The 14588-nt window shown below is 60.1% G+C and carries 14 protein-coding genes and 1 pseudogene; 9 read left to right on the top strand and 6 right to left on the bottom strand.

Annotated elements, in window-relative coordinates; all coding sequences use genetic code 11:
• The first annotated feature begins 1 nt into the window (after position 1).
• From AB1462_RS25710 to AB1462_RS25680, 7 genes are all read left to right on the top strand, one after another.
• On the top strand, positions 2-460 hold the full coding sequence (locus AB1462_RS25710) for a GDP-mannose mannosyl hydrolase (protein ID WP_259194918.1): 459 nt from the start codon (positions 2-4) through the stop codon (positions 458-460).
• A gap of 23 nt (positions 461-483) precedes the next feature.
• Complete coding sequence (locus AB1462_RS25705; RefSeq protein WP_259194919.1) at positions 484-1893, top strand: mannose-1-phosphate guanylyltransferase/mannose-6-phosphate isomerase; 1410 nt, start codon at positions 484-486, stop codon at positions 1891-1893.
• A 179-nt stretch (positions 1894-2072) separates the two neighbouring features.
• Positions 2073-2312: a hypothetical protein gene (locus AB1462_RS25700; protein WP_259194920.1), complete on the top strand. Its 240-nt coding sequence runs from the start codon at positions 2073-2075 to the stop codon at positions 2310-2312.
• Positions 2313-2399: 87 nt separating this feature from the next.
• Positions 2400-3512 (top strand): polysaccharide biosynthesis/export family protein, encoded by a 1113-nt coding sequence (locus AB1462_RS25695; protein ID WP_315339094.1) that lies wholly within the window; start codon positions 2400-2402, stop codon positions 3510-3512.
• 12 nt (positions 3513-3524) lie between these two features.
• A complete protein-coding gene (locus tag AB1462_RS25690) occupies positions 3525-4178 on the top strand; it encodes a YjbF family lipoprotein (RefSeq protein WP_259194922.1) in 654 nt (217 codons plus the stop codon).
• Positions 4175-4942 (top strand): capsule biosynthesis GfcC family protein, encoded by a 768-nt coding sequence (locus AB1462_RS25685; protein ID WP_367248245.1) that lies wholly within the window; start codon positions 4175-4177, stop codon positions 4940-4942. The genes AB1462_RS25690 and AB1462_RS25685 overlap by 4 nt, the downstream gene beginning before the upstream one ends.
• On the top strand, positions 4939-7014 hold the full coding sequence (locus AB1462_RS25680) for a YjbH domain-containing protein (protein WP_367248243.1): 2076 nt from the start codon (positions 4939-4941) through the stop codon (positions 7012-7014). Before AB1462_RS25685 ends, AB1462_RS25680 begins: the two co-directional genes overlap by 4 nt.
• A 727-nt stretch (positions 7015-7741) precedes the next feature.
• Here the strand turns inward: AB1462_RS25680 and AB1462_RS25675 are convergent.
• From AB1462_RS25675 to AB1462_RS25660, 4 genes are all read right to left on the bottom strand, one after another.
• On the bottom strand, positions 7742-9133 hold the full coding sequence (locus tag AB1462_RS25675) for an undecaprenyl-phosphate glucose phosphotransferase (protein ID WP_367248241.1): 1392 nt from the start codon (positions 9131-9133) through the stop codon (positions 7742-7744).
• 235 nt (positions 9134-9368) lie between these two features.
• On the bottom strand, positions 9369-10016 hold the full coding sequence (locus AB1462_RS25670) for a helix-turn-helix domain-containing protein (protein WP_090403278.1): 648 nt from the start codon (positions 10014-10016) through the stop codon (positions 9369-9371).
• Between the two features lie 31 nt (positions 10017-10047).
• A complete protein-coding gene (locus tag AB1462_RS25665) occupies positions 10048-10752 on the bottom strand; it encodes a hypothetical protein (protein ID WP_090403280.1) in 705 nt (234 codons plus the stop codon).
• The gene (locus tag AB1462_RS25660; RefSeq protein WP_259194925.1) at positions 10745-11473 is read right to left on the bottom strand and encodes a winged helix-turn-helix domain-containing protein; all 729 of its coding nucleotides are present in this window, start codon (positions 11471-11473) and stop codon (positions 10745-10747) included. Before AB1462_RS25660 ends, AB1462_RS25665 begins: the two co-directional genes overlap by 8 nt.
• A gap of 343 nt (positions 11474-11816) precedes the next feature.
• Between AB1462_RS25660 and AB1462_RS25655 the strand changes: the two are divergent.
• Positions 11817-12062: pseudogene (locus AB1462_RS25655) on the top strand (zinc-binding dehydrogenase); the annotation flags it as partial.
• Between the two features lie 62 nt (positions 12063-12124).
• Here the strand turns inward: AB1462_RS25655 and AB1462_RS25650 are convergent.
• Together AB1462_RS25650 and AB1462_RS25645 are read right to left on the bottom strand one after the other, a co-directional pair.
• Positions 12125-12589, bottom strand: coding sequence for a phage infection protein (locus AB1462_RS25650; RefSeq protein ID WP_367248239.1), 465 nt, complete (start codon positions 12587-12589; stop codon positions 12125-12127).
• Positions 12590-12734: 145 nt separating this feature from the next.
• Positions 12735-13457: a pirin family protein gene (locus AB1462_RS25645; RefSeq protein ID WP_090403286.1), complete on the bottom strand. Its 723-nt coding sequence runs from the start codon at positions 13455-13457 to the stop codon at positions 12735-12737.
• 180 nt (positions 13458-13637) lie between these two features.
• Between AB1462_RS25645 and AB1462_RS25640 the strand changes: the two genes are divergently transcribed.
• Positions 13638-14588, top strand: coding sequence for a GlxA family transcriptional regulator (locus tag AB1462_RS25640; protein WP_090403288.1), 951 nt, complete (start codon positions 13638-13640; stop codon positions 14586-14588).

Genomic DNA, 14588 nt, shown 5'->3' with positions numbered 1-14588 from the left:
TATGTGGCTTGATTTTCCGACCTTCAATACGGTCGTGGCGTCGACGCCGCTGGTGGCGATCGACCTGGTGGTGAGAAACACCCGTGGCGAGGTCCTGCTGGGCTTGCGCGTCAACCGACCGGCCTACGGCTTCTGGTTCGTGCCCGGCGGGCGGATCCAGAAAAACGAACGCCTCGACAGCGCATTCCGGCGCATCACCCGCGACGAACTGGGGCACCCCTTCGAGCGCGCCGAGGCGCGGCTGCTGGGGGTGTTCGAGCACTTCTACGACGACAGCGTGTTCGCCAACGCCGGGGCCGGGCCGGACACCCATTACGTGGTGCTCAGCTATTGCCTGGACCTGCCGGAAGGCCAAGCCCTGCAGCCGCCCACGGAGCAACACCAGCATTACCGCTGGTGGTCCGAGGATGAACTGCGCATCAGCCTGCGGGTGCATGAACACACTCGCGCCTATTTCTGACTCTCTCTCCCGAGGACGCTCTCATGTTGTTACCGGTGATCATGGCAGGCGGTTCGGGGTCGCGCCTGTGGCCGCTTTCGCGGCAACTGAACCCCAAGCAGTTCCTGCGCTTGACCGACGCGCACCTGTCGATGCTGCAGCAGACCATCACGCGGCTGGAAGGCGCCAACGTTGCGCTGCCGCAGTTGATCTGCAATGAGCAGCATCGCTTCCTGGTGGCCGAGCAATTGCGCCAGTTGGGCATGGAACAGGCCAGCATCCTGTTGGAGCCGCTGGGGCGCAACACGGCGCCGGCCATCGCGCTGGCGGCTTGCAAGGCGCTTGCCGAGCAACAGGACCCGATCCTGCTGGTGCTGGCGGCGGACCATTTGATCGAAGATATCCCGGCGTTTCATGCCAGCCTGGAAGTGGCGCTGCCGCTTGCCCGTGACGGCAAGCTGGTGACCTTCGGTATCACGCCGACCAGCGCCCATACCGGCTACGGTTATATCGAACAAGGCGCGGCGGCGGGCGAGGGCGGTTATCGGGTCAAGCGCTTTGTCGAGAAGCCAGACGCCGCCACTGCTGCGGCGTATGTGGCCGACAGTGGGTATTACTGGAACAGCGGCATGTTCATGTTCCGCGCCAGCCGTTACCTGGAGGAGCTGGAACGCTTCCAGCCGGCCATCCTCGAGGCCTGTCGCGTGGCGCTGGAAGGCGGCAGCCAGGATCAACCCTTCACCCGCGTACATGCCGCGACGTTTGCGACGTGCCCGGACGATTCCATCGATTACGCGGTGATGGAAAAAACCAGTGATGCGGTGATGGTGCCGTTGCAGGCCGGCTGGAGTGATATCGGCTCGTGGTCGGCGTTGTGGGAGGCCAGCGAAAAAGACGCCAGCGGCAATGTGATACGCGGCGATGGGCTAAGCCTTGACACCCGTGACACCTACGTCCACGCCGACAGTCGGCTGGTGGCCACGGTAGGGGTGCGGGACCTGATCATTGTCGAGACCAAGGACGCGGTGCTGGTGGCCCACAAGGACCAGGTGCAGCAGGTCAAGGGCATCGTCGACCGGCTCAAGCAGGCCGGGCGCCATGAACATCTCAACCACCGCGAGGTGTATCGGCCGTGGGGCATGTACGACTCGGTGGACAACGGCCAGCGCTATCAGGTCAAGCGCATCACGGTGAAACCGGGCGCCAAGTTGTCGGTGCAGATGCACCACCACCGCGCCGAGCACTGGATCGTGGTCAGTGGTACGGCGCGGGTGACCAATGGCGAACAGACTTACCTGGTGTCGGAAAACCAGTCGACCTACATCCCCATCGGCCAGGTCCACGCCCTGGAAAACCCGGGGGTGATCCCGCTGGAGTTGATCGAGGTGCAGTCGGGCTCTTATCTGGGCGAGGACGATATTGTGCGCTTTGAAGACAAGTACGGCAGGGCCTGAGGTTTTCCGACAATTAATAACGTTTTAAATAACTTCACCAAGCTCAATGCATTGAAGGCCGGGGGCTTGCCGGGAAAACGTTATTTTCAACTAAGCCGGCTGAATATTATCTGTCTGGTGCGTTGTTTAGTTGAATGGCACTATCGGTTTGCCTGCTCACTGATGATAAGGAGTCTGAAATGAGAAAATCACTGGCTATTCTGGTACTCAGTGTCTTGAGTACTTCGGCGATGGCCGACGAGTTACCGTTGGGGCTTGATACCGCAGTGGTGGGAACCGTTACGGTGGGGCAGACGTTGTTGGTCGGCGCTGCCGTGGTTGCGGGTGTTGCCGCTGTTTCAAACAGCGGCGGCAGCTCCAATGGCGGCACCACCACGGGTACTACCGGCACCACCGGCACTACGGGTACCAGCAACTAGTCGTACACCCTCCGCTTTTAAGACCGCTTGGATTCCCCACCCAAGTGGTCTTTTTTTCTTGTCGTCTATCGCGAGTGTCCTAGCACTATGATGCGTATTTTTTCTATTGCAGCCGTGGCCGCTGCATTGTTGCAAGGCTGCATGTTTGCCCCGGGTCAATATATGGACACGGCCGCCCTGACCGAAGAGGGCGGGCCTGAAAACAGTCGCGTGGATTTAATTCCGATTACGCCAAAGTTATTGGCCATGGACGCGGCAACCCATGTGCCTTATTCCATTCCTGCGGAACTATTGAGTTATAAACCCGGGCCGTATTTGATCGGTGCAAATGATGCGCTGTACATCACGGTGTGGGATCACCCTGAACTCACCGCACCGTCCGGCCCGCAACAGCAGATCGACGCCAACGGTCGTTTGGTCAGCCCCGAGGGCAACCTGTTTTACCCTTACGTGGGCGAGGTGGTTGCCAAGGGGCGCAGCATTGAAGCGCTGCGCAGTGAGATCACCGACAAGCTGCGCCAGTACATCGACAGCCCCCAGGTGGATGTCAGTGTGTTGCGCTTTGCCAGCCAGAAAGTGGTGATCAGCGGCGCGGTGATCAAGGCCGGTCCGGTGCCTCTCACCACCATTGCAATGAACGTGAGCGAGGCCCTCGGCGCTGCCGGTATCGACCCGATCAACGCCGACTTGTCGAACCTCACCCTCACCCGTGGCGGCAAGCGCTACACCCTGGACCTCGACACGCTCAACCTTGAGCAATCGCGCCTGAATGAGATCTACCTCAAGGACGGCGACCAGTTGTACCTGGCCTACAACGACCGCAAGCGCATCTACGTGATGGGCGAGGTGATGCAGCCGCGCGCACTGAGTTTCAAGACCCGCAGCATGAACCTCTCCGACGTGCTCGGTTCGGTGGGCGGGGTCAACCAGAACACCTCCAACGCCGATGCCATCTATGTGATTCGCGGCGCGCAGAATATCGATGTGGAACCGGCCAAGGTGTTCCAGCTGGAAGCCGGCTCCCCCTCGGCCATGGCCCTGGCCACGCGCTTTGATGTGCAGCCCCAGGATGTGGTGTTTGTCGGCCCGGCGAATATCACGCGTTGGAACCGCTTTATCAGCCAACTGGTGCCGTCCGCGTCGATCATCGGCATTGGCGCATCCACCCAGAACAACCTGAGCGAAGCCAGCAGCCGATAGGGTGGTACCTGCGTGAACAGTCTGAAAATCGGTACGTACGCGGGGTTGGCGTGGCTGTTGGCTGGCTGCAATCCGCTGATGCAGGCCTCGCTGGATACCTTCAAGGCTGCCGTGGGCGGGCCGGCGCCGCTGGTGTTGACCCAGGCCCAGGTGGATGCGGTGCCGTTCCCCCAGATCAAGGTCACCACGGTGTCCGGCGAAGGGGTGATGGCGCTGATCCGCCAGCGTGACGATCTGCAGTTCTGGGTGGCGTCCGGCAAACAGGTGCTGCTGCTGCGCGACGGTCTGGTGGTACGCACGGTGGGCCTGGGCGCCGATCTGGATGGCACGCGCTGGCAGGGTCGGTCGCCGTTCCAGCAGGGGTTGCATCGTGTGCCGGACGGCTATCGCAGCACGCGCCAGATCGACGTGGTGGACGGCTATCGCCTGGGCGTTACGGTCCACAGCCGCATGACGCGCAAGGGTCTGGAGAGCGTCGAGGTTCTCGACAAACCCTATGCCTTGCTGCGGGTGGATGAAGACATCGAGGCCCCCGGCTTTCACGCGCGTAATCGGTACTGGGTCGACCCCGCCGATGGTTTTATCGTGCAGAGCGAGCAGCACCTTACGCCCGACCTGACCCTCACCATCACCCAACTGCAACCGACCCGCAAGGACGCCCCATGATGGTTCGAAGATTTGGCGCGCTGGTGCTGTTGTGCAGTTGCGCCAGTGTGTCTCAGGCCGCGATGACAGTCAGCGGCGAGGTGCGCAATCCGGGGCCGATCCCCTTGGCGCCCGAGGCTCGCTTGCTGGATGTGATCACCGCGTCGCAACCGGATGCCCAGGGCTATTGGCTGGGCGCGGCCTGGCTGCGCCAACCCTTGTTGGCGCAGCAGGCACGGCTCAAGGCCGGTGTGCTGTTTGACCTGCAAACCCTGCACGGGGCCGCGTTGGCTGCCGGTCGCGAAGGTCGGGCGCATGCGGCGGCTCAGCTCTATCAACAGGTGCAGGCCTTGCCGGTGACCGGTCGCCAACCGGCGATGCTGGACCCGGTGGCGGTGGAAGTCGGCTTTGCGCCGAACCCGCTGGTCAGTGATGGCGACCGCCTGGTCTATCCGCCGAGGCCGCACAGCGTGCGCGTCGTGGGGGCCGTCGCTGCAGCCTGCACGTTGGCATTCGAGCCGCTGCAGCGGCCCCTTGATTACCTCCACGCTTGTCCGGCCCTGACGGAAGCGGACCACGATTACCTGTGGCTGATCCAGCCCGATGGCCATGTCACGCGCCAGGGTATCGCGGCATGGAATCGCGAGGAGGGCGCGCCGCCTGCGCCCGGCAGCACGCTGCTGGTGCCGATCCGCAGCGACGACCTGGACCCGCCCACCCCTGAGCTCAATCAGCAACTGGCCGAGTTTCTTGCCACCCAACCCCTGGCCGAGGTCACGCCTTGAAATTATGTATTGCAGCCGTGCTGCTGGTGCCTTGTGGTGTCGCGCATGGCGATCCCCGTTACACCCAAAGCGATTTTGGCGGCGTCGGGCTGCTGCAAACCCCCACCGCACGCATGGCGCCCGCCGGCGAACTCAGCGTGAATGCCAACCGCACCGAACCCTACAGCCGCTACAGTTTTTCGGCGCAACCCCTGGACTGGCTGGAGGGTACCTTTCGCTACACCGCGATTACCAACCGCCCCTATGGTGCCGAGTCGTTCAGCGGCGGCCAGAGCTATAAGGACAAGGCTGTCGACGCCAAAGTGCGCCTGTATCAGGAAAGCCACTGGCTGCCCGAAGTGGCGCTGGGGTTCATGGACCTGGGCGGCACCGGGTTGTTTTCCAGCGAGTACCTGGTGGCCAACAAGCGCTACGGTGATGTGGATTTCAGTGCCGGCGTCGCCTGGGGTTACCTGGGCAGTCGCGGTGATTTCGGCAACCCGTTGGGCGCCTTGGATGATCGTTTCAACGAGCGACCCACCGCCGAAGGTTCCGGCAGTTTTTCCAACGGCTACTTTCGCGGCCGGCCCGCGTTGTTCGGGGGGATTGCCTATCAGACACCGTGGGCGCCGCTGAGCCTCAAGTTGGAATACGAGGGCAACGACTATCAGAACGAGCCCCGCGACAACAACCAGCGCCAGGACTCGCCCATCAACCTTGGTGTGGTCTACAAGCTGGCCGACTCCATCGATGTGAGTGCCGCCTGGGAACGTGGCAACACCGCCATGTTCGGCATCACCCTGCACACCAATTTCGTCAGCCGCAAGGCCCCGGTAAAAACCTACGACCCGCCGGCCCCCAAGCTGCCTGCCAAGGCCCCGACCACGCCGATGGACCAAGTGGATTGGGCGGCTGTATCCCAGCGCCTGCACGACAATGCCGGCTACAACGTGCAGCGTATTACCCAGCGCGGGCCGGAACTGTTGGTGTACGGCGAACAGCAGCGTTATTTCTACAGCGCCAAGGCGGTGGGCCGCGCCAGTCGGATTCTGGATAACAGCGTGAATGACCAGATCGATTGGTTCACCCTGGTGAGCGAGCGCTACGCCATGCCGATCGAAGAAACCAGCGTGCCGCGCGAAACCTTTCGCGAGGTGGTCAACCAGCGTGAGGACCTGCAGAACCTACATCGCCAGGTCGAGGTCAATCGCGCCAGCAACCGCAGCCAGACCGTGTTGTATACCCAGCCGCCCAAACCCTTCACCTATGGCGTGGGGCTGGGCTACAAGCAGAACGTCGGCGGTCCGGATGGTTTGCTCTATCAGGTTTCCGCCGACCTTGACGGCGAGTATCGTTTCACCCGCAATACCTGGTGGAGCGGCCTGCTCAGCGTCAACCTGCTGAACAACTACGACGGGTTTACCTACGATGCGCCCAGTGGTTTGCCCCGGGTGCGGACCGACCTGCGCCGGTACATGACCACGTCCGATGTGACCCTGCCGACCTTCCAGCTCAACCACGCGATGCAGTTGGACCAGGACCTCTACGGCATGGTCTATGGTGGTTTGCTGGAATCGATGTACGCCGGTGTCGGCAGTGAAGTGCTGTACCGTCCGATGGGCCAAGGCTGGGCATTGGGAGCCGACCTGAACTACGTGCGCCAGCGCGGTTTCGAGCAGGATTTCAGCTTGCGCGATTATCACACCGTCACCGGACATATCACCGGCTATACCGATCTGCCGTTCAACATTCAGGGCGCCTTGAGTGTCGGCCGCTACCTGGCCAGGGACTGGGGCGCGACCCTGGACCTGTCGCGGGAATTCAACAATGGCGTGCGGATTGGCGCGTGGATCACCCGCACCACCGCATCCAGTGAACAGTACGGCGAAGGCAGCTTCGACAAAGGCCTGTACCTGTCCATTCCGTTCGATGAGTTGATGAGCCTGTCGACGATGCGTCGCGCCAACCTGGTATGGGCGCCACTGACCCGCGATGGTGGCGCACGCTTGAACCGCGCCTACTCACTGCATTCGATGACCGATGGGCGCGACAGTGAGCTGTTCTACAAGAACATCGACAAGATCACCGAATAGACGCAGCCTCGCTTGCGCTACGGGGGTGAGGTCGCGATGTGGGTTGGCATTTGTAGCAGCTGCCGAGCCCCGGCGAGGCTGCGTTTGCGGTCTGTCTGGCACACCGCAGACGCAGCCTCGCTTGCGCTCGGCAGCTGCTACGGGGGTGAGGTCGTGATGTGGGTTGGCATTCGTAGCAGCTGCCGAGCCGCGGCGAGGCTGCGTTTGCGGTCTGTTTGGCACACCGCAGACGCAGCCTCGCTTGCGCTACGGGGGTGAGGTCGCGATGTGGGTTGGCATTTGTAGCAGCTGCCGAGCCGCGGCGAGGCTGCGTTTGCGGTCTGTCTGGCACACCGCAGGCGCAGCCTCGCTTGCGCTACGGGGGTGAGGTCGCGATGTGGGTTGGCATTCGTAGCAGCTGCCGAGCCCCGGCGAGGCTGCGTTTACGGTCTGTCAGGCACACCGCTGACGCAGCCTCGCTTGCGCTCGGCAGCTGCTACGGGGGTGAGGTCGCGATGTGGGTTGGCATTCGTAGCAGCTGCCGAGCCCCGGCGAGGCTGCGTTTGCGGTCTGTCAGGCACACCGCAGACGCAGCCTCGCTTGCGCTCGGCAGCTGCTACGGGGGTGAGGTCGTGATGTGGGTTGGCATTCGTAGCAGCTGCGGAGCCCCGGCGAGGCTGCGTTTGCGGTCTGTCTGGCACACCGCAGACGCAGCCTCGCTTGCGCTCGGCAGCTGCTACGTAGGGGGTCAGTAGATGTCCTTGGACAGCAGCGTAAACGGCGTCTTCAACAGGATCTTGATGTCCAGCCACAGCGACCAGTTGTTGATGTAGCGCAGGTCGATGTCGACGCGTTGTTGCATCTTCTCCAGGGTCTCGGTCTCGCCCCGGCAGCCATTGACCTGGGCCAGGCCGGTGATGCCGGGTTTGATCCGGTGGCGCGCCATGTAGGCGCGGATTTTCCCCGAGTAGTAGTCGTTGTGCGCAATCGCATGGGGGCGCGGGCCGACCAGTGCCATGTGCCCTTGCAGCACGTTGAACAACTGCGGCAATTCATCGATGGAAGTACGCCGGATAAACCGGCCCACCGGCGTAATGCGCGAATCGTTGCGACTGGCCTGGCGTACCTCATGGTCGTCATGCACACGCATGGAGCGGAATTTCCACACCTTGATCACCTCTCCGTTCCAGCCGTGCCGGTCTTGCTTGAAGATCACCGGGCCTGGGGAGGTGAGCTTGATCAGCAGGGCGAACAGCAACAGCAGCGGGCTCAGCACGATGATCGCCAGCAGCGCCAGGCTCTTGTCCAGCAGCGACTTGCTCAGCGCAGCGGTGGGGCGGCTGGTCAGCGGGCTTTCGTTGAGGTAAATCGCCGGCAGCCCATCCACTTCGGCCACGCAATGATTGAGCAGCAGCATGTTATGGAGGTCGGGCACCCAGACCACGTCCACGCTGATGTCCAGCAGGTTGAGGTACAACGCCTCGATGTGCGTGGCGTCCTGCAATGAATGGGTGATGTAGAGCCGTCGGATGCCGTGCTGCCGGATCAATTGGGGCAGTTGCGGCAGCTCGCCGAGGATCTGCGCCTGCGCATCCTCGGCTGCCTCGGCACGGCTGCCGACCAGGCCCACCAGGGGCGAGCGTTTTTGCCGTGAGAGGGTCCTGGCCAGGTCCACGGCAAGCTTGCCAGTGCCTACGATCAATGACTTGTGGCGCTCGTGAAGTTGGCGGTGGTAATACCGGGACAAGCTATGCAGCGGTATATAACATAGTGCCAATAACGGGTAACTGACAGCCGCCCAGAGTAATAAGGTTTCCAGTGGGAACAGTGCACTGGCATTACATGCCACGCCCACGGTAAACAATATACCCATGGTTAACAGCCAGCCCATGAACAAGCGTCCAAGGCCCACGGCATAATCATCTTTCTTACTGTACACATCGCACAGGGTATACGCCGGAAGAGAGGCCAATATCGTAAAAGCAGCCAGGACGCGGTAGTAATACTCCAGTTGGCCGGTCTTTAAGATAACCAATGTAAATAACAGTGCAACAACTAAACTCGATGCGAGTGTCCATTGTCCCCAGAACGTCAAACCCCTGGGGGTCAGGTTGCGATGCAGTCTAGTGTTATTAAGCATAGTTCTGCTCCCGGTGATGACCGCGCACGTGGTGGCAGGCGTTAAAGGTTAACTGTTATAAGCGGCAGGCACGCGCAGGCGCGTGCCTATTGATAGTAATGAACGGCAGGGGGCAGTGGCTGACGACTTATAACAAGGCCAGTGGGGAACAAGCGAAATGGATGTTATAAAAGGGCAGGTAGAAGCGTGTGGTAATAGGCAGGGTGCGTGCTAAGTGTTGGAGTGTTTTTATTGTTTAACGGCGTGGTTGACTAAGCTCTAGCGGCTTTTTGATTTTTTGCGTCAGGCAATAACCACGGTTTCTTACCGCACGAAACAGGCGTTCACCGTCGTTGACTCGCTTGAACTTTTCCTGCAGGCGACTCAGGCACATTTCCAGCCCGCGGTATAACTCGGGTTCACGACCTATATTACGGATCAACTCCTCTTTGCTGACCACACGTTCTTCATGGTGCAGCATCTTTTTAATCAGCGCCGATTCAATGGTGGTCAAGGAGATGCGCAGGCTGCCTTTGACCAGCGCTCGGTCATGTTGGGTGAGCAGCCAGAAATCCTGTGGATACAGTGGCGTTCGTTCTGCGCTGATCTCCTGAGTGCGCGTATGGTTATTCGGCGCGCTGTCAGGGTCCTTGGCGGTTGGCATTCTGGATTCTTGCCGCTTGGCGTTAAACGGTTGCGAGGGCAAGCTGAGGGTGTGGGTAATAATGTAGGTATTAAAACGCGGGGTGATTTGTAGGTGAGAAAACGCCAGGTCTTTATCGGCGGGGTCCGTTGTCGCCGGCGCGTTTACATCGTAATGGAAGAACTCTGCGTTGGGCCTGAAGTCCTGCAGCGCGATAGAAGCAGGTGTTGGAGCGAAGGCGTGTTTCTTGAAGGAACTCATAGGGTCCACCCATATCAGGAAGATGCGATTGTTAGAGGCAGTCAGCGGGGGAGTAATAGCCGCCCTGAAAGTATTCGAACGGCAGGTTTTTAGCCAGCATGGCGCTGTCGGCAAATTCGACCTGGTCGGCGATAAAACACACTCTGCTCGCACTGATCAACTCCAGCATGCGGTCATAGAGCCGGTCGAACAGGTCCGAGCGGGTATTCAGGCTGAGCCGCAGGGCAGAATCCGGAAAGGGCATTTTTATATAGTCATAGAGCTCGAGGTCGATCAGCAGGTCCACCGGCTTTGTATCGAGTCTGTAGTTGTTGTAGGCCAGCGTGATACCGCTCTGGTCTTTCAACTTATATAGCTGGCGTACCATCGCCCGGCGTTCTACCGGACCGGGCAGGGCGTCCAGCGGGTTGTCGAGACTGAGGGTGAAGGGTTGTTTGTGGTATTCCAGTGCCCGCGCGGCCTGAATGATCGCCTTGAGGATGTCATCGTTCATCAGGGCTGATTGCCCCATGCGCAGAAGCGTATGACTGGTCGCCGGGCTGACCGCCTTAAGCGCTTTGCGCGAGGGTTGGATATGGCGCAAGGCCTCAGTGCAGGCACTTTCAAGTTGTTCGAGGTCTACGTCACCCGCTACGCTGATTTCACTTCCCCACCATGCATGACTGCGATCAACGATGGCTTGCCTGATGATCTTGAAGTCCGGGGTATGTACAGGGTGCGGTTTTTCACTATTCACGGCTCGACCCCTCCTTGATGGGGTGGAAATGGCTGGCGCAAATAAGGCCCCGGCTGAGCTTGTAACCATAACCGCGAATGTTTTGGATGATGTTTTCACCGTAGTGCGCCTTGATTTTACTGCGCAAACGGCTGATGGATTTTTCCAGTGCGCGGGAGTCGTAGTACTTGGTGTTAAGTCCCATGACACTGGCGATTTCATTATGACTGAGCAGTCGGTTCTGAATAAGCGCTTCCAGTACTTTCATTTCGACGAAGGATATTTCCAACTTTTTTCCGTCGCCGTACAGGCACATGCGATCCTGATCGAGCACCAGGTCGCACTGGTTGAATCGAGCGTTTTCGCTGAGAAAGGCATCAAACAGATTCAACTTTTTTTCAGGGGCAGTTTCGATCACCTTGATGCAGTAATCGGCGCCGGCCAGGTAGTATTTTGTTTTGCTCAGGGTGGACGCGAAGGTGACGACGACGAATATCGTGCAGTCGGGGTTTTCGGTCCGCGCCTTTCTTATTATGTCCAGGCTTAAATTGCTGGCGGAGGGTGTATCAATTTCTATGATGATGGCACGGTAATGTACGTGGATTTCCTGGGTATCAATTAGTTGCCCGTAGCAACGTGTATCGACTTTTAAATTATTCGCTACAGTACGAACTAAAAGCTCCCGAAAGTCCTCCGATTTCGATTGAGTCCGTGCAATAGCGAGGACGTTGGAAAAATGCATAACCTACTCCCTTTTCCGGCATGCAAGGCCGTCAGTTCAATCGCTGCCAGCGTTTAGATACTAATCGAATTGATTACGCTAAAACGTGACAAATTTTAACATTCGTCACTTGGTTTTTACGAGCGCAGGGGGGTAATAGGCGGATATTGCATGGGGCTGGTATGGACTTACACATATGCTAGTGCAAACTCTTAATGCTCGATAAGTATTTTAGTTCCAACGATTTTTTTGACGGGCGCCGGTTTAAGCGTTGCCTTCTCTGACCGAGAAAACGCCCGGCGGGGCGGGCCGATGGTGGGTGGACGTCGCCTCGGTTGCCTCAGCGGCGCAACTGCATCGCGGCCCGATCGAACGGGGGGAAGCGGGCTCGCTGTTTTTGACGCGCCTCCGGTTGGCCGACCATATGGCCGACGGCGCGACCGTACAACGGCGCGCCAACGCGGTGTTTGCGGCGATGCTCGAAGGGACGTTGACGGTGGCAATCGAAGGGCATTACACGTTGGAAACGCTGCAGCAGGTGCATGAGCGCATCGAAGCACGGCAGCAGATCGGCAAGGCGGTGGTGTGGGTGGACCGCGACCTGCATTAATCGAAGGCGAAAAAAAACCGGCTGATCAGGCCGGTTTGGGGTGCCCCGCGAACAGTGCGGGATTAAGCATGGTTGTCCAGCAGGCGATCGGCACCGCCTTCAACAATACCGCGTTGCTGCAAACGATCGGCACCGCCTTCGGCCAGGCCACGTTCCTGCAAGCGATCAGCGCCACCTTCGGCAACGCGGTTGCCTTGCAGGCGGTCAGCGCCATCTTCGACGACACGGTTGCCTTGCAGGCGGTCAGCACCATCTTCGGCGACACGGTTGCCTTGCAGGCGGTCAGCACCATCTTCGGCGACACGGTTGCCTTGCAGGCGATCAGCGCCACCTTCAACAATACCGCGTTGTTGCAAGCGATCAGCACCACCTTCGGCAACACGACGTTCCAGCAGGCGATCCGAGCCACCTTCAGCAACACGACTTTCGATCAGGCGATCCGCGCCGCCTTCAGCAACAACAGGGTGGGCAAATGCGTTTGCAGCGAGTACCGAGAAAGCGAGGCTAAGCAAGATTTGGCGTTTCATGATGGTGTGCTCCGAGTGTTTTAGTTGGGTGTTGCCTGGTATGGGTTTGATGTTACGCGTTGCATTTTTTAAGAGAACTTCATTGGGCTGATGGTGACTATCGATGCCAGCGATGGCCCGTTTCAAAGGGCCATCGCCGCGCCGGTCACGGCATCTGTGGCCGTTCCTGGGGGCGCAGGTCGAACACCAGCACCTCGGCATCCTGGCCCTGGCTCAGGCGGATTTGCCGCTCATCGCGCACTCGGGCACCGTCGCCTTCCTGCAAGCGCTGGCCGTTGATGTCCACGCTGCCCCGAGCCACATGGATGTACACGTGGCGATCCGGCGGCAGGTCGAGGGTCGCGGCTTCGTCGCCGTTGAACAGCCCGGCGTACACCCGGGCGTCCTGGCGCACGGTCAGGGAGCCGTCGCTGCCGTCCGGCGAGATGATCAGTTGCAGGCGCCCACGTTTCTGCGCCGCGCTGAAGTGCTCCTGTTGATAGCGCGGCTCGGCACCGGCCACGGCGGGCACGATCCAGATTTGCAGGAAGTGCACGCCCTGGCGTTGGCTGTGGTTGAACTCGCTGTGGGCCACGCCGCTGCCGGCGCTCATCAGTTGCACATCGCCGGGGCGGATCACCGAGCCGGTGCCCAGGGTGTCCTTGTGTTCCAGGGCGCCTTCAAGCACATAAGAGAAAATCTCCATGTCGCGGTGCGGGTGCTGGCCGAAGCCTTTGCCGGCCGCGACGCGGTCGTCGTTGATCACCAGCAGGTCGGAAAAGCCCTGTTCTTCGGGGTTCCAATAGTTGGCGAACGAGAAGGTGTGGAACGACTTCAACCAACCGTGATTGGCGGCGCCGCGTTCGGAAGCTTTGCGAAGGGTCAGCATGGTCTTGTCCTCAAGTGAGCGCGGGCTGCGAGATGCAGGGCGCTTGCGTTGAGAAGAAGATTACTGGTAACCGAAATATTCATTAAGAAGCTGAGATCTGAATAACTGTCTCCCTCAGATTGACAGTGAAAGGCATGCCATAATGCATTTCGCTTTCTTCCCCCGATGGATTCTTCCCGTATGAAAACCGTGGCCATGGCGCTGTTCCCGGACTTCCTCTTGCTTGACATGGCCGGGCCGCTCGAAGTGTTTTCCATTGCCAACCGCTACCTGCCGGCGGCGGAGCATTACCAGATCCTCACCCTGGGCACCGAGCCTGGCCCGTTGCGCGCCTCCAATGGGGTGATGGTCCAGACTGATCTGCTGCTGGACCAGGCCCACGCGGCTTATGACCTGCTGCTGGTGCCCGGCGGTCCGGGTGCCTATAACGAATGCCACCCGGCATTGCTGCCCTGGCTCAAGGCGGCGGCGCCACGGGCGCGGCGCTTCGGCTCGATCTGCACCGGAGCCTTTGTGCTGGGCCACGCCGGGTTGCTCGACGAGCGCCGCGTGACCACCCATTGGCACTACACCGAGCGCCTGATCAAGGCCTTCCCCAAGGCCATTGTCGAGACGGATCGCATCTACCTGCAGGACGGGCGGTTGATTACCTCGGGTGGGGTCACCGCCGGTATCGACCTGGCGTTGTCGATCGTCGCCCAGGACCATGGCAAGCAAGTGGCGGTGGATGTGGCCAAGGTGCTGCTGGTGGTGATGAAACGCCAGGGCGGCCAGGCCCAGTTCAGCCCGATGACCGCGTCCGTGGCGCCCCAGGAAACCGCGATCACTCGCGTGCAGAACCATGTGCTCGCGCATCTGGACCAACCCTTCACCATCGAGTCCATGGCCGAGTTGGCCGGCATGAGTGCACGCCACTTTGCCCGGTTGTTCGCCAAGGACGTGCAGATGACACCCATGGCCTTCCTGCAAGGCGCGCGCATCGACCGCGCCCGGCATTTGCTGGAAACCACCGACCTGCCGCTCAAGACTGTGGCGTTCCACGCAGGCTTCGGCAGCGTGCGGCACATGCGCTTTCTATTCAGTGAAAAACTCGGCCTCAACCCTACCCAATACCGCCAGCAGTTCAGTTAA

The organism is Pseudomonas sp. SB113, assembly GCF_040754745.1.
Taxonomy (GTDB): Bacteria; Pseudomonadota; Gammaproteobacteria; order Pseudomonadales; family Pseudomonadaceae; genus Aquipseudomonas; species Aquipseudomonas grimontii.
Note: the sequence above shows the minus strand (reverse complement) of the source record. Positions and strands in the feature narration are given on the sequence as shown.